Consider the following 19,009-nt stretch of genomic DNA (forward strand, 5'->3'; position numbering starts at 1 on the left):
GAGCAACATCAGGAAGGTGAAGAATGCGATTGCTATGGCAGACCCGCGCCAGAAGCAGTAGCGCTTGGCTCTTTGGTAGGAGGTCATGGCCGAACCCTTACCGCGATACGCCCGCCCTTGATCGCAGCAGCAAGCTTTGGCGGCAGCGCCGACACAGGCAGGTCGCGCGGTAAACCGGCGCCGAGAATGGTCAGGCTGCGCTCTATCTCTTCGAGCTGGCTGTCTATCAGCGATTTAACTGGAGGAGTGGTCATGCTGCCTCCTTGCGCCGGGCAACAATCTTGTTGAGGCGCCCGCAGTAGTGGTTGAATTCGGCGATGGTGATGCGATCGTCTAGCATCATTTCGTTCAGTGTTTTCTGGATCATCACCGACCAGCTGACCGGCGTTTGGCGGTCATCGAGCGTTTCAAGCTCTTCGCCGATGAGGACGTGCGGGCTCATTTTCATAGCTCGTCATCCTCGGCCTGGGCGGCCAGTGCGTCATCAGCGATAGGGCTGAGCAGGGCCTCTGCAATCTCGCCAAGCTTGCCGAATGGGTGATCGCTGTAGCCCAGCAGCTGGGCGACAGAATCTTTGTCGGCTCGGCCGCAGTTGTTGGCGATCAACATCCAGCCAAGTGCCGGTGTGCCGACATCACAGTCCGCCTGCCGGGCGTTCGCCAGTTCATCTGCCGCCAGTGCCAGCTGGGCGACCGTGACGACCTGAGGCCTGCGCAGGCGCCGCTGAACCTTCACGTCCTGGCCGAACCGCACCAGCTGTTCCGTGGCGTTGTACAGCCACTCCCTACGGGCAATCTCCACCGCCGACTCGCTCACTGGAGGCGGCAACTGAGCGTCGTAACGCTCCTGGCATATCTTCAATGCTGCGTTCATGGTCGCCTCCAGGGTGGCGGGTTAGTCGTAGTAGTCCTGATCAGCCAGGTACTCGGAATGCTCATTCACAAGCCATTCCTCCATCGAGGCGATTTCGGATTCAGTCATGAAGCTGGTGTCGTCTTTCGACTCCCAGTTGATTTCGCAATGGCCGAAGTACTCATCGGGGTCTGCGGCTTGGGAGCTGAAATTGCCTTTTCGAGCCGAGAAATATACGACGGTCAGGTTGACGGCAATGTCCTCGCCATCCTTGACCGTCCAGTATTCGTAAGTGCGGGCCATGGCGACCTCCAGTGTTTGGGGTTAGGCGAGAAGGGTGGGTGCCGTCTTTCCGGCTGTCAGAGATTGAGTTATCGACGCTTCCCACGCCGTCGGTTAATGGCACCGAACGCCTGATGCAGATGCCGGAGCTGATCCCGGCACGACTATTAGCGGCCTTAGTGACACCGGAGTTTCACCGGGGCGAAGGTTTCAGCCGCTTATTCTTGGACTCGCCGTGGCTATCTGGGCGCTTACTCACTTTACCGGCCATGATTCCCGCGATCCCTCAGGTCTTACACTTGCCCATCAGCCTGGGCATTCATCTGCATCGGGGTGGACGCTGAAGCTAAGTCACCGCAAGGCAACCGCCGGCATGTCACAACGTCCACTCCGATACAGCCTCTCCCTATACGAGTCTCCCCAAGGAAAGGATCGGGCCAATTTTCGTCTGGCTGACGTGCAAGGAGAGGGTTACTCAGTCGTCGTCGCCCGCTTCGATCATCTTTTCGATGTCGGCGGCGACTGGCTTTTTCCAGTTCTTGATCTGGCCTGTTTCCAGATCGATGTGCAGCATCAAGTAGTCGCCGTAATGCTCACCCGGAAAGAAATCCGGAACGTAGCCCGTATAGGCGGCTACTTCCTCGCCCTGGGCGTCGTGCAGAGTTACGCATACCTGGTCACGGACTTTCATGTAGGTGCGCAGCTCAGTCACATCGACCTGCACCGTTTTCTGCTGATTGATTTGCATATTGCTGTCTCCTGATGGGCTTCCAAATACCTCCAGGGGGTCTAGAGGCATTTGTGAAACCAGATGGCTACCTGAATCAGCAGGGAGCCATCTGCGAGCCGTGATCAGCTACTGGCTGCACTCACTGGCCTGGTTCGAATTGTTTTCACTGACCGCGATGTAGTCCATGCAATGGCATCCCATCCGTCAGCACTCTTTGATCTAGGGCCATCTACGCTGCTGGCCACGGGGTGAGGCATCCCCTGTACCGAACTTAAGGCGTTCGGCTCGCTACCTTGAATCTGAGGCCGGTGGTGATCCGGCAATGGTGAAGCGGTGCGACTAAAGAGCGGCGAGCTGTGAGGCCCTGGCGAGTCCCTGTTGGGTGACTCGATGGATGAACTATACGAATCCTCATAACAGTCGTCAATACGTTTTTGCATAATATTTTTCATGGGCGTAAAAAAGCCCGCACAAGGCAGGCTCTATTAGTGAATGGCTATGTGGCTGGTACTACATCTCGCCGCCACGCCAGATGACGCGCCCCAAGATGGGAATCTCGTGCAAAGCGTTCTCCGACAGCATTTCGTCCGGGTACTTGGCCTTGTCACCGTTGTCGCTACGGATCATCCAGGCCCCGGACATCTGCTGAATCATGCGCTTGATGCTGATCCCACCATCTGGTCGTCGGATGACGTAGGCCTGGCGATCCTTTGGCTCGGTCTTTGAGCTATCAAACAGCACGACATCGCCCTCGAACACGTAGGGCTCCATGCTATCCCCCTCGGCGTAGATAATGCGCAGGTTTTCAGGCTTGGCCTTCATGCGCGCTAGCCAGTCCCGCTTGAATACCAGGCCCTCGGTGACCTCGACGTGGTCGTTCAGGTATCCATCGCCACACGAGCCGTGCGCCTTGTATTGGGGGATGAGTGCATAGTCGGCCTCACTGGGAGATCCGTTAGATCTGGAGTCATCGCCTCCAAATAGAAGCCAGTCAGGCGAAACTTTCAGGGCCCTGGCCAGCGGCTCGACAGTGCTCTTGCGTGGACTGCTGCTTTCACCGGAAAGAATGCGGTTGATGGTTGGCTGGGGAACACCGCACCGCCTCGAAAGCTCACTCTCGCTCATCTCAAGAGAAGCCATTTTTGCGCGCAAGCGCCCAGCGATATCCATTGCTCACCAATTATACGAATACGGGTTATGCGAATTCTATTGCATGGACTCATACTTATTCGTATGATTTGTCATGCAAAACCTCATAGGATTCCCGTCATGACAGTTCAAGAGATGTTGAATCGCCTTTTCCAGCTCGGGCTGTCGCAGACAGAAGTAGCTGAGAAGTGCGGCACCACGCAGGCCACGATCTCCCGCGCAACCAGCGGGACGATGGTCGGCTACAGCACCGGCAAAGCCATTGAGCTGCTGCTGGCTGATCGCGAAGAAGCCGCCAAGAACACTGCTACTCAAGCCGCTTAATTCACCTTGCATGCTCAAAGGAGCAAAAACGATGCACTTCGACCCAAGCCACATGCACGACAAACCCACAAAGGTCCGCCTCGACGAGGTGGCCGACGACCTGCTGACCGCCATGGCCAGGTTCCAGCGGACCCAGAAAGCAGTACTCGCCCGGGAAATCCTCGAGCGCGGCCTGAACCAGATGATGGAAGAGCTTAACGCGAAAACAGACGTGGCATGAAGTTGCCAAGGAGTCCCTGTGCCTGAAAGAAAACCATTGGAGGTCTGGCTTGACGGGAAAGGCCAATCGCAACTGGAGCTGTTAGCCAAAGCGAACGGCATCACAACCGAACAGCTGACCACCAAGATCATGAACGAGGCGCTAGATCGAATGACGCGCCCACCAAAAAGCCGGAGCAACGTCGCTTCCATAGGACGCAAGGGCTGATTAGCCCCTCAGGGACTATTGAGGATCTGCCAATGAAACACCCATCCACCAAATCGCAGGCACAAAAAAACCGACGGATCAGGTCGGTTCTTTTTACAGCGCTTGCAACAACGTTCTGGAGCGAATAATGCCTATTCCCCAATCAGCAGTCAACACCAACGAATCCGCGCCACGTTTTCTGCAATCGCAAAACGTGGCGCGGACAATGGCTCTTAGTCTCGGCGGCGTCAAAATCAAGCAAGACCTTGAAGGTCGGTATTGCCTGAACGACCTGCACAAGGCGGCGGTGGCGGATGGCGCGAACAAGCGCACCAAAGAGCCGGGCAAGTACATGGCAACCGAATCGTTCACGGAAATGTTCGATGAATTAACTACCCAGAATCCGGGTAGTTTACCCGTGGTGACTATTGAGGGGCGCAGCGGCGGGACTTACGTGGTCAAGGAGCTGATCTACGCCTATGCAATGTGGGTCAATGCTCGATTCCACTTGCACGTGATCCGCACCTTCGACGCTGTCGTCATCGGGCACATTCAGCTTGTCGAAGGGAAGCAGGCAAGGGAGAGGGCTCGCCTTGAGGCCCCGGCCTTAACTGACGCAATTAAGCACGGCCGTCTCGCCGCCGGCAAAGAAACCAAGCACTACCACTTCAGCAATGAATTCGACCTGATCAACCGCATTGCCCTGGGCATGCCTTCCAAGGCGTACCGGGCGGCGCACTGCATCAGCCCAACCGATTCGATCCGCGACCACCTCACTCCCTGCGAGATCCGCTGCATTGAGCACCTTCAGCGGGTCAATGCATCCCTTATCGACGTGGGCATGGACTTCGAATCCCGCAAGCAGAAGCTCAGCCAGATCTACATCCAGCGCCATAGCCGGGCTCTTCTCTCCGAAATCAAGCGCCTGGAGTTCTGACCATGAAAGACGAACCAAAAATCCAGGCGACGATGATTGACGACGCCTACATGGAGCAGTTTACCAACGACCAGTTGGCCTTCATGGCTTGGGACAAAAGCGAGTTCTCTCTGAGCGTCTACCTGGATGAAGAGGAATCGAAGTGTGAAGACTGCACGAACGACGCCCGTTTCGAGCTTATGACGGCCGTTCTTGCTTCTAAGGTGTTGATCCGCCGCCTGACCGGTGTCAACCCTCGCTCCATTCGTGAAAGGGCTTTTAACAAGCTCCTGAGAAGCGATTGCTTGCCTCAGTGGGAGACTCTGCAATGAGCATGGAATTGATGGTCAAGGCCATGAAGACCAGGGTAGGAAACCCGCTGCGCAAGCTGGTACTGATCAAGCTGGCTGACAATGCCAACGACGTGGGCGAGTGCTGGCCGTCATACCAGCACATTGCCGACCAGTGTGAGATCGACCGCAGCACTGTCCGCCGTCATATCAAGCACTTGGAAGAGCAGCGCCTGCTTAAAATTGAGAATCGCGACGGCCCTAAAGGCAACTCGTCGAACCTCTATTTGTTGACCCTGGGGGGTGTAGGCACAAACAGCACCCCTGTAGGCCCAAAAAGCACAGGTGTAGGCACACCGCCTACACCCCCTGTAGGCCCAGAAAGCACCAGAACCAGTCACTCTTTTGAATCAGTCATAGAACCAGTAGAGCAGCCGGTCGCTAAAGCTCCCTCGCGCACGAAAGCGAAGGCTGTGAAATTCGACCCTCTGACCGCTAAGCCATCCAATGTCAGCGAGTCGGCCTGGGCTGACTGGTGCCAGCATCGGAAGGAGATCCGCAAGCCTCTGACCGCCACCACCTGCGCCAAGCAAGCCAAAACCATGGCCGGTCACCACGACCCTGACGCAGTGATCAACCAGTCCATCAGCAATGGCTGGACCGGCCTGTTCCCGGAGAAGGTCGTGGCGGGCGGCAGGACTGTCGGCAACGGCCCTGACTTCTACGACCAGTCGTGGCGCACCGATACGAGTGATGACCTATGAAGAACGTCACTCAGATGATACCCGGCGCGGCACGGGCACTGGGCACCTCGGCGCCTTATCAGGCCCCGGCACAAATCGGCACCCAGCTCGGCGTAGTGGATGACGCCACCGGCGAAGTGGTTGAGCGCCTGTTCCGCCAGCTTCAGGCCATCTTCCCGGCCCACAAGCAGGCGTGGCCTGACGACAAGGCCAAGGCCGCGGCGATGCGCAACTGGACGATGGGTTTCATGGCTGCCGGCATTCGCACGCTGGAGCAGATCCGCTATGGAATCGAGCAGTGCCGGAAAAGCGGCTCACCGTTCGCTCCAAGCGTCGGCCAGTTCATAGGCTGGTGCAAGCCTGGACCTGAGGCGTTCGGACTGCCAGCGAGCGCTGACGCATGGGTGGAGGCATTGATGGGCGTCTACAGCCATGAAGGCGTGAAGATCGCGGCCGTTGCCACTGGGCTGTTCGACCTGCGTTCCGCCAAGCAGGAAGACAAGGGCCTCCGCCAGCGCTTCGACCACAACTACGCCGTGGTGATCCGCCGCGCCCAGGAAGGCCGGCCGCTGGACGGCAAGATCCTCACCAGCATCGGCCACGACAGCCAGAAGACCGCCTTCGAATTGGCAAACGAGCTGGCCGACCAGAAGGTCCAGGCAAAAATCATCGAGCAAGGAATTCCGGCCGACGGCAAGTCAGCCCGTGAACTGCTTCTGGCAAAAATGAATATCAAGCGCGATGCACAGCGCGGAGCGGAGAAATTCTGATGGCAATTCTACAAACAAAGATTGCATCAACTGAAGATTTGGTCCGGCTGCGCGACGAGATCGCCATGCAGGCATTGAACGCGATGATCATCGCCGGTAGCTGGGGCCACACCGGCAGCGATGGAAAGCGCCACAACTGGACATCGATGCCGGAGTATTCGGGCGCCGCCTATCGCTTCGCTGACGAAATGTTGGCTGCACGGGAGCGCAAGTGATGAAACGAGCAAACCCGGCACAGCTACGCCAAGCCATTGAGCTGGCAAACAAGATGGTCAAGCTCGGAATCCTTTTTGTGTGTGTCCCGGCTGTTGATGAGGCGGACCACCTGAACTTGGCCACGCAAGCCACCGAGCGCCTGGAGCGCATGGCGTTGATCGCAGAAGCAGGGGAGAAGCGGACATGAACGACAAGATGCGTGAAGAGTTTGAGGTTGCCTACCAGGCCGCATGCCTGAGCCGTGCAGTGGCGCGGTTTGATCCTTCAGTTTTCGCAAAGGATCACTGTGATGATTACCTGAATTCGCTGGTGCAATCTGCGTGGTGGGGCTGGCAGTGCTCCCGCGCTGCGTCGGTGGAAAGGCCAGAAGACTTCACGGACGGCGGCAACCCAAACGCGCGAATCCTGATTGCCCATCACCGGCAGATCGTCGGGCGATGGATTTCAGCGATCGAGGCCGCCGGCCTGAAGGTGAAGCCATGACCGACAACACCGAACTGAAGCGGCTGGCCGAGCGCGTAATCGATCTTGAGGCAGGCGACGGCGAAGCACCGATCGGCGAAGCATGGGACGAGTTTGAAGCCGTCGCAACGCCTTCTGCGGTGCTGGCCCAGATCGCCGAGAACGAGCGGCTGAGGGTGGATCTGAAGTCGGTCGTGCGCCTCAATAACGAAAACGCCGATCTGTTCAAGGCCAAAAACGACCAGCTCAAGGCCGATAACGAGCGCCAGGCCGCGCAATTCAAAGAATGGCAGGCAAGCCATCACGCGAACTACGTCGCGGCCGCCGACGAGCGCGACCAGCTCCGCGCCGAAATAGCTGGCCTCAAGACCGGCTACGAAGCCTACGAGCGGGTGAATGCTGAGCTGAAGGGTGAGGTAGAGGGGCTGCGCAACGCTCTGCGGCCATTGCTTGCACATTGGGATGACCTGCGACCTGGTGAATCGATCAATGTCGACGCCGCCCGCGCCGCCCTGGGCCAGGGAGAGCAGTCATGACCTACGCCAAGCCAGAAAGCTACACCGATGCTGATTGGGAAATGGTCCAGGGCTACATGCGCGGCAAGGATTGCCTACCGCCTCAGCGCCGAAACGTGGCCTACATGCACGGCTACATGAACGGCAAGTCTGATGCCAGCGGCATACCTCATGAGCGCTGCAATGTCCTGATCCGTCGGGCCAACATGATTCCAGGTATCACGCCAATGGAGCCGATCAGTACAGGTGACCAGCCATGACCGACAAAATCTCCGTCAACTGCCAGGCCAAGCTTTCCGAGGCCATCACCTGCCTGACCACCATGTACCGGGACAAGAAGTTCGTGGTGGTCTCCCTTCGACCTGGCAAGGACCGAACCCTCGACCAGAACGCCCTGTGGTTCGCGATGTACAAGCGGATTGCCGAGATGACCCAGATTGGCGACGCGGCCGACGCCCGACGGTACTGCAAGCTGCACTTCGGGGTGCAGATCCTGCTGAACGAGGACGCCGGGTTCCAAGCTGAGTGGTATCGGGTCATGCGCCATCTGCCCTACGAAACCAAGCTGGCCATGATGGGGGAGTGCCATTTGTTCGGCCCTGACGGCTTCCCGGTGACCAGCCTGTTCAATCGCGCCCAGGGCGTCCAGTACACCGACCGCATGGCCGCTTATTTCACCGGCCAGGGCGTTGTGTTCACCGATCTGCTGAGTAAGGAGGCCGCATGAGCCATAACTTCAAGCCGGGCGACCTGGCGCTGATCGTAGGCGCTCGACGCCGGCCGGATGCAATCGGGAAGGTGGTGGAGCTGGTTGAGTACCTTCATCCAGGCCAGGAGGGGAGCTTCTTATTCAATAATCGCGGGCCTTTTACCAATGCTGATGACGAGGCGACTTGGCTGGTGGTTGGCGATATTGAGGCTTTTTCGTTCATCGATATTCATGGACTTGCTCTTGTATCGCCCCGCTACCTCATGCCCCTGCGCGGCGATTTCGCGCCAGAGCAGCAGAAGTCGCGGGAGGCGGTGGCATGAATACCTCCAAGACCTTCAAGTTGATCGCCGGCCTGATGCTGGTGATCGCATCGACCGCCTACAGCCAGACGACTGAGCACGCCCACGGCGCCGTGGTGTTCCTGGTGTCCGGGGCGACCTTCCTCATGGGTTATTTCGCCGGGGAGGACATCTGATGCTCGCCACCAAGCAACCCAAGCCGAAGACCTGCAAAAACCCAGATTGCAGGGCCTCATTCGTCCCGCAGCGCCTTGGGCAGGCGGTATGCAGTCCGAAGTGCGGCCTGGCCATCAAGGACGTCCACCAGGAGAAGGCGCACAAGTCGCTGGCCCAGGTTGAGCGCCGCGAGATCAAGGTCCGCAAGGAGAAACTGAAGACGAGGGCGGATCACCTGCGCGAAGCCCAGGCCGCAGTAAACGAATACGTGCGCCTGCGTGACGCGCACCTGCCGTGCATTAGTTGCGACTCGACGCCGAACGACAACGACCTTATGACCGGTAGCCGCTGGGATGCAGGGCACTACCGGTCCGTCGGCGCCTGCCCGGAGCTGCGCTTCGAGCCGCTGAACATCCACCGCCAGTGTGTGAAGTGCAACCGCAACCTGTCCGGCAACGCCGTGGAGTACCGAATCCGTCTGGTGCTGCGCATCGGCGCAGACATCGTAGCTTGGCTAGAAGGCCGCCACCCGGCCTGCAAATACACCGTGGAAGAAATCAAGGCCATCAGGACCAAATACCGGGCAATGTCCAAAGAGCTGAAGAAGGGGGAGGCAGCATGAAGATCAACTCAGCGCGCCAGGCGTGGCATGACTGCAAATACAACCCGGCCCCGGGCCAGACCTCTGACGTTGTTCAGTTGGGCGTGGTGGTGCAGAACACCGAGCGCGGCCCTACTGCGAATCACGCAGTCCACGGCGCCCTGGCTGGGCATATCCAGTCGGTAATCGCTCGACTGCACCCGCAGATCCGCGTCTTCGGCGACTTCATGTACGCCGCTGAGCAGAGCGACGACATCCGCGAGGCTGCGGAGGAGGTGGTATTCCTGGTGGTGCAGAGCAAGTCACCGCGAATGACAGCGGCCAAGCGGGAGAAGCTGGAGTATGTGGTGAAGGGCGTCATGCGTCGGTACCAGTACATGCACCAGGGCGGCCAGTCGGCCAACGAAGACCCGTTCGCCAATCCCGAGAAGTTCAGGGAGTGGATGTGGCAGTTCTACGGTGTGCGCCTGGAGTCATGCAACTGGGAGCGGGATTGGGGCGGCATGCTGCAACTGATCTTCGATTGCTGCGAGGATCTGGACCGACGAGCACTCAGTCCGGTGGCGGCGGTAATTTACGAAATGCGCGAGGCCGCATGAGGGCCTATTGCGTTCCCGTGCGGCTCGTGGCATGATTTCGCCACTGTTAGAGTTTTGCCTTCGGCAACTTACTCGATGATCCAAGAAGCCCGGCCACTGCGCCGGGTTTTTTATTGCCAAAATGCAGGCGAAAGACCGGAAAGACCCTCCTGCTTATTCGATACCAGAGGATCTACCGATGTCGCATATCACCCGCTGCAAAATGACTCTCCGCTCCAAAGGGCCTGTTCAGGGCTCGACGGAATCACTGACCCGCCTGCACTTCGGTGCCGTGTGGTCGGCCAACCCGGCGGAAGAGGATGCGATCTACGGCAAGTACACCCCATACGGCGAATACACCGTAAACGTGGCCGCAGATCGCGCTGAGCATTTCGAAGAAGGGAAGGACTACTACTTCGATATCACCCCAGCATTCTGATTTTAACTGCAGCCAGGGCAGCCCTCGGGAGGCCTGGACGCTGATAAGCCGGTAGTGCAGCGCTACGGAAAAACACCGGCAGCCCACGCGCCCTGACCTAACACGCTTTCAGGGTGGCGCGAGACAGGATCGGCGAGATCGATGCACTTGGGTGTCGACGCCGTGATTGTCTTTGGCTGGCAGCGTGGGAAGACACGCGCACCTATTCAGGGCCTCGACATTGATCGGGGCCTTCTTGTTTTCGGCCCCGCCACGCCCTTCGCTCTGAGCTGGGAGTGCCGCCGGGGCTGATCTATTCGCCGCTGCTCCCCAGCGTTTGGCCGCCACCTGACGGCCATTTTATCCAATCATGCAACTGAGAGGTCGAGCGCATGGAATTCCTGCATCGCTTGCTCGACAAGGCCGACCTGATCCTTGCCGGGGTAGTCGGCGCCATCATCGCGAGCTGGTGGAGCAAGGACGACCTCAAGGATCTCTGGTCCTGGGTCATCTTCCTGCTGACGGGTATTGCCTGCGCCCTGTACTTGACGGGCATTGTTTGCGACCGCCTGGCTGTGACTGACCCTAGCAATGTGGCTGGTGTTGGGTTCCTTCTTGGGGCGTTCGGCGGGTCACTCCTGACCGCCATCAACCGGGCCATCAAAGCCGCCGACATCTGGGCGCTTATCCGCTCGAAGCTCGGAGGGGGTTAATTCATGAGCCTTCAAACATTGAGCACGGCTTTCGTCTCTATCATCGCCATTTGGGCGACCTGGTGCGTACTGAGCCACAAGGTGAGAGACGGTATTGTCGGCAAGATCATTTACGCGGCAATCGCCGTGTCCGGGTTTGCGATTGCTACCCGGGGCGAGGCTGTACTCCTCAGCCCCAGCGCTGCAGGCGTCACCTTCCACGGAGCGCTCGCATTGGCTGGACTGAGACACTGGTTCGTCGCCAACCACTGGCCGCGCGTCAAGGCTTGGCTGTGCCGGTATCTGCACTGTGAGCAATGCCTGAACAACCTTGAGCAGGCCGAGCGCAAGACGAATGATCATTGAATGACGTTCGAACGACGTTGAATGATCCATTGCGAAAACCGAACCCCATGAACGAGGCTTCCAATGGCCCTATGCGGCGCATCAAAGCGCGGCAACGGGGAACCATGTAAGCGTCACGCAGTACCGGGTTCCTCTCGCTGCAAGTTGCACGGTGGCAAGAGTAGCGGCCCAAAAGTTCCAGGCGATCAGTCTGGCAACAAGCGCGCCGCGAAGCCTGGATCTATCTACAGCAAGTTCCTGACTGATGAGGAAGCTGACCTTCTGCCGAGCATTGAGCTTGGTTCGGTCGACGATGAATTGCGCCTGACGCGGATCAGGCTGATGCGCGCGCTGGCTCAAGAGGCTGAGCGCGGTGATTCGGCTGAGCTTGAGGCTCGTGTTGAGCGTGAAGGCGCTGGCGAATACCAGGCCAAGACAGAAGAGAAGTTCAAGGTCCGCGACTACGCCGGACTGATTGATCGCCTGACGGCTCGCATTGAATCGCTGGAGGCGCGTCGCTCGTACTTGATGACTCAGAGCCAAGAGCGCGCATTGCGCGGCCTTGAGCTGGCCGACAAGGAGCGCGAACACGGCAAGTCGGGTGGCGGCCCTGTCACTGGCATTGCGGTAAGGGTGGTCACCAATGGCGCGTGAAATCGAGATGGTGATGACCGCGCCTCAGTCTGAGTTCTTCCTGAAGACCTGCAAGTATCCGGCATTCGTCGGCGGCTTCGGCACCGGAAAGACTGAGACCCTGGCCAACTGCGCCATTCGTGACGGCTTCGAAGCATCGACCGGCATGATTGCCCTTTATGAACCGACCTACGACCTGGTGCGCCTGATCCTGGCGCCCCGGATCGAAGAAAAGCTCACCGACTACGGCATTCGGTACAAGTACAACAAGCAAGAGAACATCATTTACTGCAGCTCGGGCGGTTGTGCCGACTTCGTGCTGCGGACACTGGACAACCCGGCCCGGATCGTTGGCTATGAGTCGTACTGCGCTCATGTGGACGAGCTGGACACGCTCAAGCGCGACCACGCTGCCGATGCATGGCGAAAGATCATTGCGCGTAACAGGCAGCGCCCCAAGGGCGTCCAGAACCCATTCAACCGGGTGAGCGTATACACGACACCGGAAGGCTTCCGTTTCGTTTACGAGACATGGAAGCGTGACGCCAAGCCCGGATACGAGATTGTCCAGGCGCCGACGCGCACCAACCCGTTCCTGCCGCCCGACTATATCGACAGCCTGCGCGCCAGCTACCCACCTCAGTTGATTGAGGCTTACCTTGAGGGTGAGTTCGTCAACCTGACATCTGGCGCTGTGTACCCGGAGTTCTCCCGGGTGCTGAACCACTGCGACACGACTGTGCAGCCTGGCGAGCCGATCCACGTCGGCATCGACTTCAACGTCAACAACATGGCCGGGATCATCTACGTCATGCGAGACGGTGTGCTGCACGCGGCTGACGAGATGGTCAAGGTGCGCGACACGCCAGAGCTGGCCCGCATGATCCGCGAGCGCTATTTGCTCCAAGGTCACCACGTCACGGTCTACCCGGACGCCAGCGGCCAGAACACCAGCAGCAAGGGCGCGTCAGTCTCTGACCTGTCCATCCTGCAGCAGGCCGGCTTCACGATCCGCGCCAACAGCGTCAACCCACGGGTCAAGGACCGGGTCAACGCCGTCAACGCCCAGATCCTAAGCGGGACCGGCGTTCGCCGCCTCAAGGTCAACACCAACAAGTGCCCAGCGCTCACTGAGTGCCTGGAGCAGCAGCCCTACAACGATCACGGCGAGCCAGACAAGACAACCGGCCATGATCACGCATGTGACGCAGCCGGCTACCCGATTGCGTTCCTGTTCCCGGTCTGCAAGCCAGTCGCAACCCACGGCGCTCACGTGCCCCACATGAGCCGATAGCATGGACTTCAAGACACTCAAGGCCACATACCCGGCTGATCCTGACTACCCGCTGCGCACCGCTGACATCCTGGCGCTTAACCGCGTGATGGATGGCACGATGTATGACGAGCTTGAATACGCGTTCTCGATGGAGAAGAACAACGCCGGGGAATACATCTCGCTGTCTCAGCGGCGTCCTTCGGCGCGCACCAGGCTCTGCCCAACCGTAGTTGGCGATTCGGTGTCGCTTCTGTTCTCCGAGGGCCATTTCCCGGCTGTCGACTGCACGGACGAGGAAACGCGCGATACGCTGACACGGATCATCAAGGAGTCGATGCTCAACCAGGTCATGATCGAGGCAGCAATGAGCGGCTCGGTAGGCTCGGTAGCTGTCCTGATGCGCGTCCTCAGTGATCGCGTGTTCTTTTCGGTGATGTCGTCTGCCTACCTGACACCGTTCTGGAAGGCTGACGCGCCTGACACGCTGGAAATGGTAACCGAGCGCTTCAAGGTGAAGGGTGACGTGCTGAAAGGCATGGGCTACGCCGTCGAAGAGAAGGAAATGTACTGGTTTCAGCGCGACTGGACCTCGACCGAAGAGGTCTGGTACGCGCCGCTGGCTGTCAGCAAGGCCAAGGAAGGCGATAAGCCCTCCAGGGATGAAACCAAAACCGTCTGTCACAAGCTGGGCTTCGTCCCGCTTGTCTGGGTGCGAAACCTGCCCGGCGGTGATGATATCGACGGCAAGCCTACCTTTCCGGTTGAGGCGATCGACGTACAAATTGAGTCCGATTACCTGCTTTCCCAGGGTGGCCGGGCGCTCAAGTATCAGTCTGACCCGACCCTGCACATCAAAGAGCCTGCGCATGGCGGTAATGGCGCGGTCATCAAAGGCGCCGCTAATGCCATCGTCACCGACAAGGATGGCGATGCAAAACTGCTGGAGATCAGCGGTGACGCTGCGGGCGCGGTGATGGAGTGGGTCAAAGGGTTGCGAGAGATTGCCCTTGAGGGCGCGGGAGGTAACCGCTCCAACGCTGACAAGCTGAGCGCCGCCCAGTCTGGCCGGGCCATGGAATTGATGAATCAGTCCCTGATCTGGCTGGCCGACAAGCTGCGCATCAGCTACGGCGAAGGCGCACTGCTCGAATTGCTGAACATGATCGTCAAGGCCTCGCTGGTCTTCACGCTGGTCGACAAGAAGGGCAGGCCGCTTGGGAATCTCTCCGAAAAAGAGGACATCTCGCTGCGCTGGCCGCAGTGGTATGCCCCTACCTACGCAGACAAGCAAACCCAGGCCACGACACTTGATGTGTTGAGGCTTGCAGGCCTGCTGTCGCAAGAGACGGCCGTGAAGTCAATGGCCCCCTCATACGACATCGCAGACCCGGCGGATGAAATCCGGCTCATTAAGGCCGGTGGCCCGCCACCAAACCAGCCGGTTCCGAAAGAGCCGACGCCGACGCCTGATTCAAACGATTAACCCCACAGCCTCGATGAATCGGGGCTTTTTTATACCCGGAGACGACAGATGTCCGACCAGCCAACACCGCCCGCAGACAAAGACCCGCAGACTTTCTCGCGCGAATACGTCAGCGAGCTGCGCGCAGAAAACAAAGGTCTTCGCCTGAAAAACCAGGAGCTGACCGGAAAAGTGGATTCGTTCGAAGCCACCAAAGCCGACGCCATCAAGGTGGCTGTTGAGGCTGCCGTGGTGGCGGCCAAAGCCGAAGCCACGACTGAAGTCCAGGCCGAAGCTGACAAGCGCGTCTTGCTGGCGGAGCTGAAAAGCGAAGCGGTCAAGGCGGGCATGGTTGACGTAGACGGCCTGAAGCTGGCCGATTTGTCCTCTGTAACCCTCAAGGACGGCAAGCTGGAAGGTGCTGAAGCGCTTTTCACTGGCCTGAAAGAGTCGAAGCCGTACCTGTTCGGCAAGCCGCCGACCAGCAGCAGTAACCCGCAAACACCGCCTTCTCCTGTTCCGCCTGTAGCCAAGAAGGTCACAGAGATGGACGACAAGGAATATGCCGCGGCCAAGGCTGCAGCACTGAAGGCATAACCGCTTGATTCACCCACCGGGGCCAGACGCCCAAGGGGTAAGACACTATCGAACCCTTAGGAGTTTTGCCCCATGGCAATTAACAATTTCCCGGCTGCCCTCCAGCCAATCATTCAGCAAGGCTTTCTGGAGCGTGAATTCCAGGCCGGCATCCAATCCCGCCTCGGCTTCCGCGCCATCGCTGATCGCGAAGAAATCCCGAACAAGGTCGGTGAGACCGTCACCAAGACCCGTCGCGGTCTGAAAGCGCCGGTCACCACCCCGCTGAACCCGACCACCAACACCAACCTGGACAACGGCCTGACCCCGTCCGGCTGGACCGTTGAGCAGTACACCCTGTCGATGAACATGTACGGCGACACGATCGACCTGAACATGGTTACTCAGGGCGTGGGTATCGCGAAGCAGTTCATGGAAAACGCCAACGTCAATGGTGTGCAGTCGGCTCAGTCCCTGGACCGCCTGGCGCGTAACGCGCTGTTCAGTTCGTACCTGGGCGGCAACACCCGCGTTCGTACCACTCTTGGCGCACCGGCTTTGACCCTGGCTGTCGATGACATCCGCGGCTTCCAGTACGTGCTGGCCAACGGCGTGATGGTGCCTGTATCCGTCGGCACCCCGATGACTGTCACCGTCGGCGCAGGCGTTTACACCCTGACTGGCGTTGTGGCTGACGGCTCCAACGTTTCGACCGCGCCAATCGGCGTGTCGGGCGTCCTGACCTTCAGTGCAAACGTCAGCGTGTCCGACGGCACCGCGGGCAATGGCGTGATTTCCAGTGTTGGCCCAAGCGTGCTGCGCGCCTCCAATCGCGCGAGCACCTCCAGCCTGATCGCTACCGACCTGCTGACCATGCAGACTGTGCTGTCTGCCGTGGCCCGCCTGCGCACCAACAACGTGCCGACCATCAACGGTCTGTACAACGCCTACCTGGATGACAACCACCTGCTGGAGCTGTTCCAGGACGGTGACTTCAAACTGCTGTATCGCGGCGCCTACGGCTCCGAGACCTACAAGCAGGGCCAGATCATCGAGCTGCTCGGCGTGCGCTTCATTACCACCACCGAGGCTTACCAGCAGACGCTGGGCGGTGTGCCTATCCGTCGCGCCATTGTGTGCGGCCAGGGCGCTCTGGTTGAGGGTGACTTCGCAAGCGTCGGCTACAGCGATGTGGGCGATGGCGACAGCCTGAAAGTCATGGTTGACGACATCTGCATGGTGACCCGTGAGCCGCTCGACCGCCTGCAACAAATCATCGCCCAGTCCTGGTACTGGATCGGTGGCTTTGCAGTGCCGACCGATGCGACCGCCAACCCAGCCATCATTCCGACCGCGAGCAACAGCTACTTCAAGCGCGCCGTTGTGATCGAATCGGCGTAACCAGCATGGGCGGGGCTTCGGCCCCAGCCCAACGGAGGATTTATGGCTGCAAAAAAAGATGACGTAGAACAGGCCGTAGTTGAGGCTGGTGCGCCTAATGAAAAAGCTGTCACTCAGCCCGGTACTGGATCGGAGCCAGAGGCGGTGAGCGGAGAGCCTGATCCCGCACCAGAGCAGGATGACCGTATTGCGCTGCCTGAGTCGGTTGTGCTCTCTGCACCGTATGCGTTCATTGACGACACCGGCGCTACCCGTGCGTGGAGCCCGGGCGTAACCGTCACCGATGCAGAAGACATTGAACTGCTGATCGGCCGCAAAGCCCCGCTGGATGGCATCGAATACGAGGACTGAACCATGGCCTTTACGGACGCAGAAAAGACAGATATTCGGCGATTCTGCGGGTTCCCTCTGTTTGGTGGAGTGCCGACACAGGCATTCGGCCACCGGTTCTACCAGCAGTACGGCACGCTTGAGTTCCGCCTGAACAACATGCAGCCATCTGAAGAGGCGGTGATCAGGGTCACATACCTGGCCAACCTCTACCTTCTTGAGACTGACGTGATCAGCGCCCGAGAAAACCTTGATACAGATCAGGCGGCCGTGTGGGTTCACAACAAGAACGAGCAGCGTGATCGTGATCGCCTGTTTGACTCATGGAGTCGCCGTCTTTGCGGATTTCTCGGCATTCCCCCGGGCCCAGCCCTGGGTGATGGCGGCTTGACCCTGGTGGTGTGACATGGACGGCACAAAGCTCCAGGCCAAGATTTACATCGGTTACGGCAAGGCAGCCAAGCGTATCGGTTTCGACTACCAGCAATTTCGCGCCGCGAGCGCCAGTAACCCGCTGTCGTCAACCGCTTTGCAGACGCTGCCTGCGTCGTTCACCACGAATTTCAGCTACTCCGCGCCGAACAAATACGGCCAGGCCACTTGGCTTGGACTGTTCGACGCTCGCCCGTTTGATGTTGGCGACTTTCTCGTCGGCCGGCATGGGACATTCTTCGTCGCCGCCATGCAGGACACGCTGCCGATCTACTGCGTGCAGACGAATCGCGTTGTGAGCGTGCTGCGTGATGCCCAGGATCAAAGCGTTGGTCTCGGCTCCTACTCGGGCGGCACTCGGGCGACTGAGGTCGCACTCATGCAGGGCTGGCCCGCCAGCATCCTGCAGGGCACGAAGGGCGAAACGAACGACGCCAAGCTGCCGCTGGACGTGAAAACGCCGTGGTGGCTGATCCTCATGCCGGCTTACCCGGGCATCATCCTGCGCACCAGCGATGTGATCCGCTGCGAGCTTGGCCGGAAATACGTGATTTCGAGCGCTGAATTGACCGATATGGGTTGGCGCATCACCGCAATGCAGGCGCAGGTGTGATATGGCCAGTCTGACCGACGTACTGAAGCAGGTCGCGGCGCAGGTCGCGGCCATCGCCTACCCGAACGGCACCGGGCAGCCAAGCGTTGCCGGGTTCCCGATTCGGGTTTACCCAGGCTGGCCTGTCCCTGAACAGCTTGAGGCCGACCTGGCCGCAGGGATTGCGCACATCAGCGTGTATCCGCACGGCAAGGACCGCAGCACGACCCGCTACCTGGGTCGCTCATGGATTCCGCTGACGGCACCGGTCCACACATTGGTTATGACCGTCGCCGGGTCTGTCGTGACCCTCTCCGGCACGATCAGCGCACAGAACATCATGATCAACCTGAACGGCACCAGCTATGTCTATGCCGTGCAGCAGTCGGACACGCTCACGAGCGCAGCCACTGCGCTTGCGTACCTGATCCCTGGCTCGACTAGCTCGGGACCGGTTATCACGCTCACAGGGGCTCATGCAGTCCTGGCCAGGGTCGGCGGCTTCGGCATGGCCTACAAGGAAACGAAGCGTCAGGAGCAGTCGGTGCAGGTCATCGTCTGGGCCAACAGCCCGGCAGCGCGTGACGCGGTGGTCAGTCCGCTCGACTCGGCCCTGTCCGACAACAACAACATCTCGTTCACTGATGGATCGTTCGGCGTCATCCGGTCAAACGGCTCGCTGATGACCGACCAGCTCCAGAAGGCTGACCTGTACCGGGTTGACCTGTTCTACATGATCGATTACGCCACAACGCAAGTGCTGAATGCGGCCGAAGTGATCGCGCCAGTGCTGAACATCGTGAACGCCCAGTCAGGGCAGACCATTAAAACGCTTAACCTTTGAGGTCCGC

35 protein-coding genes are annotated in these 19,009 nt (G+C 59.2%); 29 read left to right on the plus strand and 6 right to left on the minus strand.

The annotated features are described in order from the left end of the window. Positions 1-83: 83 nt before the first annotated feature. The 6 genes from C8K66_RS30945 to C8K66_RS03770 all read right to left on the minus strand — a co-directional run bounded on the left by C8K66_RS30945 (position 84) and on the right by C8K66_RS03770 (position 3,034). A complete protein-coding gene (locus tag C8K66_RS30945; RefSeq protein ID WP_165933313.1) occupies positions 84-254 on the minus strand; it encodes a hypothetical protein in 171 nt (56 codons plus the stop codon). After that, on the minus strand, positions 251-442 hold the full coding sequence (locus C8K66_RS03750) for a hypothetical protein (protein WP_108524455.1): 192 nt from the start codon (positions 440-442) through the stop codon (positions 251-253). Before C8K66_RS03750 ends, C8K66_RS30945 begins: the two co-directional genes overlap by 4 nt. A gap of 2 nt (positions 443-444) precedes the next feature. Next, the gene (locus C8K66_RS03755) at positions 445-873 is read right to left on the minus strand and encodes a hypothetical protein (protein ID WP_108524290.1); all 429 of its coding nucleotides are present in this window, start codon (positions 871-873) and stop codon (positions 445-447) included. Positions 874-894: 21 nt separating this feature from the next. Continuing rightward, positions 895-1,155 (minus strand): hypothetical protein, encoded by a 261-nt coding sequence (locus C8K66_RS03760; protein ID WP_108524291.1) that lies wholly within the window; start codon positions 1,153-1,155, stop codon positions 895-897. Positions 1,156-1,609: 454 nt separating this feature from the next. Beyond that, the gene (locus tag C8K66_RS03765) at positions 1,610-1,882 is read right to left on the minus strand and encodes a hypothetical protein (protein WP_108524292.1); all 273 of its coding nucleotides are present in this window, start codon (positions 1,880-1,882) and stop codon (positions 1,610-1,612) included. Between the two features lie 492 nt (positions 1,883-2,374). Next, entirely contained in the window at positions 2,375-3,034 is a 660-nt protein-coding gene (locus C8K66_RS03770) for a LexA family transcriptional regulator (RefSeq protein WP_102642907.1), read from the minus strand. A gap of 99 nt (positions 3,035-3,133) precedes the next feature. Between C8K66_RS03770 and C8K66_RS03775 the strand changes: the two genes are divergently transcribed. From C8K66_RS03775 to C8K66_RS03910, 29 genes are all read left to right on the plus strand, one after another. Next, positions 3,134-3,337: a helix-turn-helix domain-containing protein gene (locus C8K66_RS03775; RefSeq protein WP_102642906.1), complete on the plus strand. Its 204-nt coding sequence runs from the start codon at positions 3,134-3,136 to the stop codon at positions 3,335-3,337. A gap of 31 nt (positions 3,338-3,368) precedes the next feature. Continuing rightward, positions 3,369-3,557, plus strand: coding sequence for a hypothetical protein (locus C8K66_RS03780; protein WP_010568074.1), 189 nt, complete (start codon positions 3,369-3,371; stop codon positions 3,555-3,557). 18 nt (positions 3,558-3,575) lie between these two features. Continuing rightward, on the plus strand, positions 3,576-3,764 hold the full coding sequence (locus C8K66_RS03785; RefSeq protein WP_102642905.1) for a hypothetical protein: 189 nt from the start codon (positions 3,576-3,578) through the stop codon (positions 3,762-3,764). 127 nt (positions 3,765-3,891) lie between these two features. Beyond that, complete coding sequence (locus tag C8K66_RS03790; protein WP_108524293.1) at positions 3,892-4,680, plus strand: KilA-N domain-containing protein; 789 nt, start codon at positions 3,892-3,894, stop codon at positions 4,678-4,680. 2 nt (positions 4,681-4,682) lie between these two features. After that, a complete protein-coding gene (locus C8K66_RS03795; RefSeq protein WP_108524294.1) occupies positions 4,683-4,991 on the plus strand; it encodes a hypothetical protein in 309 nt (102 codons plus the stop codon). After that, positions 4,988-5,713: a helix-turn-helix domain-containing protein gene (locus C8K66_RS03800; protein WP_108524295.1), complete on the plus strand. Its 726-nt coding sequence runs from the start codon at positions 4,988-4,990 to the stop codon at positions 5,711-5,713. The genes C8K66_RS03795 and C8K66_RS03800 overlap by 4 nt, the downstream gene beginning before the upstream one ends. Next, a complete protein-coding gene (locus tag C8K66_RS03805) occupies positions 5,710-6,462 on the plus strand; it encodes a replication protein P (protein ID WP_108524296.1) in 753 nt (250 codons plus the stop codon). The genes C8K66_RS03800 and C8K66_RS03805 overlap by 4 nt, the downstream gene beginning before the upstream one ends. Then, the gene (locus tag C8K66_RS03810; RefSeq protein WP_108524297.1) at positions 6,462-6,677 is read left to right on the plus strand and encodes a hypothetical protein; all 216 of its coding nucleotides are present in this window, start codon (positions 6,462-6,464) and stop codon (positions 6,675-6,677) included. The genes C8K66_RS03805 and C8K66_RS03810 overlap by 1 nt, the downstream gene beginning before the upstream one ends. Then, positions 6,677-6,865 (plus strand): DUF1382 family protein, encoded by a 189-nt coding sequence (locus C8K66_RS03815; RefSeq protein ID WP_108524298.1) that lies wholly within the window; start codon positions 6,677-6,679, stop codon positions 6,863-6,865. The genes C8K66_RS03810 and C8K66_RS03815 overlap by 1 nt, the downstream gene beginning before the upstream one ends. Next, a complete protein-coding gene (locus tag C8K66_RS03820) occupies positions 6,862-7,161 on the plus strand; it encodes a hypothetical protein (RefSeq protein ID WP_108524299.1) in 300 nt (99 codons plus the stop codon). The genes C8K66_RS03815 and C8K66_RS03820 overlap by 4 nt, the downstream gene beginning before the upstream one ends. Continuing rightward, complete coding sequence (locus tag C8K66_RS03825) at positions 7,158-7,676, plus strand: hypothetical protein (protein WP_108524300.1); 519 nt, start codon at positions 7,158-7,160, stop codon at positions 7,674-7,676. Before C8K66_RS03820 ends, C8K66_RS03825 begins: the two co-directional genes overlap by 4 nt. Continuing rightward, on the plus strand, positions 7,673-7,915 hold the full coding sequence (locus tag C8K66_RS03830; protein WP_108524301.1) for a hypothetical protein: 243 nt from the start codon (positions 7,673-7,675) through the stop codon (positions 7,913-7,915). The genes C8K66_RS03825 and C8K66_RS03830 overlap by 4 nt, the downstream gene beginning before the upstream one ends. After that, entirely contained in the window at positions 7,912-8,382 is a 471-nt protein-coding gene (locus C8K66_RS03835) for a hypothetical protein (RefSeq protein WP_108524302.1), read from the plus strand. The genes C8K66_RS03830 and C8K66_RS03835 overlap by 4 nt, the downstream gene beginning before the upstream one ends. Continuing rightward, complete coding sequence (locus tag C8K66_RS03840) at positions 8,379-8,687, plus strand: hypothetical protein (protein WP_108524303.1); 309 nt, start codon at positions 8,379-8,381, stop codon at positions 8,685-8,687. The genes C8K66_RS03835 and C8K66_RS03840 overlap by 4 nt, the downstream gene beginning before the upstream one ends. Then, on the plus strand, positions 8,684-8,842 hold the full coding sequence (locus tag C8K66_RS30860) for a hypothetical protein (protein ID WP_158276043.1): 159 nt from the start codon (positions 8,684-8,686) through the stop codon (positions 8,840-8,842). Before C8K66_RS03840 ends, C8K66_RS30860 begins: the two co-directional genes overlap by 4 nt. Continuing rightward, positions 8,842-9,444, plus strand: a complete 603-nt coding sequence (locus C8K66_RS03845; protein ID WP_108524304.1) for a recombination protein NinG — start codon at positions 8,842-8,844, stop codon at positions 9,442-9,444. Before C8K66_RS30860 ends, C8K66_RS03845 begins: the two co-directional genes overlap by 1 nt. Beyond that, the gene (locus tag C8K66_RS03850; RefSeq protein ID WP_108524305.1) at positions 9,441-10,022 is read left to right on the plus strand and encodes a hypothetical protein; all 582 of its coding nucleotides are present in this window, start codon (positions 9,441-9,443) and stop codon (positions 10,020-10,022) included. Before C8K66_RS03845 ends, C8K66_RS03850 begins: the two co-directional genes overlap by 4 nt. Before the next feature lie 178 nt (positions 10,023-10,200). After that, positions 10,201-10,440: a hypothetical protein gene (locus C8K66_RS03855; protein ID WP_046489974.1), complete on the plus strand. Its 240-nt coding sequence runs from the start codon at positions 10,201-10,203 to the stop codon at positions 10,438-10,440. A 371-nt stretch (positions 10,441-10,811) separates the two neighbouring features. Then, on the plus strand, positions 10,812-11,132 hold the full coding sequence (locus C8K66_RS03860) for an MFS transporter (RefSeq protein WP_108524306.1): 321 nt from the start codon (positions 10,812-10,814) through the stop codon (positions 11,130-11,132). A gap of 3 nt (positions 11,133-11,135) precedes the next feature. Continuing rightward, positions 11,136-11,477 (plus strand): hypothetical protein, encoded by a 342-nt coding sequence (locus C8K66_RS03865; RefSeq protein ID WP_108524307.1) that lies wholly within the window; start codon positions 11,136-11,138, stop codon positions 11,475-11,477. Positions 11,478-11,540: 63 nt separating this feature from the next. After that, positions 11,541-12,110 (plus strand): HGGxSTG domain-containing protein, encoded by a 570-nt coding sequence (locus C8K66_RS03870; RefSeq protein ID WP_108524308.1) that lies wholly within the window; start codon positions 11,541-11,543, stop codon positions 12,108-12,110. Further along, positions 12,100-13,383 carry a terminase large subunit domain-containing protein gene (locus tag C8K66_RS03875; protein ID WP_108524309.1) on the plus strand — a complete coding sequence of 428 codons (1,284 nt, stop codon included), beginning with the start codon at positions 12,100-12,102 and terminating at the stop codon, positions 13,381-13,383. The genes C8K66_RS03870 and C8K66_RS03875 overlap by 11 nt, the downstream gene beginning before the upstream one ends. Before the next feature lies 1 nt (position 13,384). Then, the gene (locus C8K66_RS03880; RefSeq protein ID WP_108524310.1) at positions 13,385-14,848 is read left to right on the plus strand and encodes a phage portal protein; all 1,464 of its coding nucleotides are present in this window, start codon (positions 13,385-13,387) and stop codon (positions 14,846-14,848) included. Positions 14,849-14,896: 48 nt separating this feature from the next. Next, on the plus strand, positions 14,897-15,424 hold the full coding sequence (locus C8K66_RS03885; protein ID WP_108524311.1) for a hypothetical protein: 528 nt from the start codon (positions 14,897-14,899) through the stop codon (positions 15,422-15,424). A 72-nt stretch (positions 15,425-15,496) separates the two neighbouring features. After that, a complete protein-coding gene (locus C8K66_RS03890) occupies positions 15,497-16,804 on the plus strand; it encodes a DUF4043 domain-containing protein (protein ID WP_108524312.1) in 1,308 nt (435 codons plus the stop codon). Between the two features lie 42 nt (positions 16,805-16,846). After that, positions 16,847-17,155: a hypothetical protein gene (locus C8K66_RS03895; protein WP_108524313.1), complete on the plus strand. Its 309-nt coding sequence runs from the start codon at positions 16,847-16,849 to the stop codon at positions 17,153-17,155. 3 nt (positions 17,156-17,158) lie between these two features. Further along, positions 17,159-17,539 (plus strand): hypothetical protein, encoded by a 381-nt coding sequence (locus tag C8K66_RS03900; RefSeq protein ID WP_108524314.1) that lies wholly within the window; start codon positions 17,159-17,161, stop codon positions 17,537-17,539. A gap of 1 nt (position 17,540) precedes the next feature. Then, complete coding sequence (locus C8K66_RS03905; protein WP_108524315.1) at positions 17,541-18,179, plus strand: hypothetical protein; 639 nt, start codon at positions 17,541-17,543, stop codon at positions 18,177-18,179. Position 18,180: 1 nt separating this feature from the next. Beyond that, positions 18,181-19,002 (plus strand): hypothetical protein, encoded by an 822-nt coding sequence (locus C8K66_RS03910; protein ID WP_108524316.1) that lies wholly within the window; start codon positions 18,181-18,183, stop codon positions 19,000-19,002. Positions 19,003-19,009 lie beyond the last annotated feature (7 nt).

Origin of the sequence: Pseudomonas sp. GV105 (assembly GCF_003058185.1) — a bacterium.
Taxonomy (GTDB): Bacteria; Pseudomonadota; Gammaproteobacteria; order Pseudomonadales; family Pseudomonadaceae; genus Aquipseudomonas; species Aquipseudomonas veronii.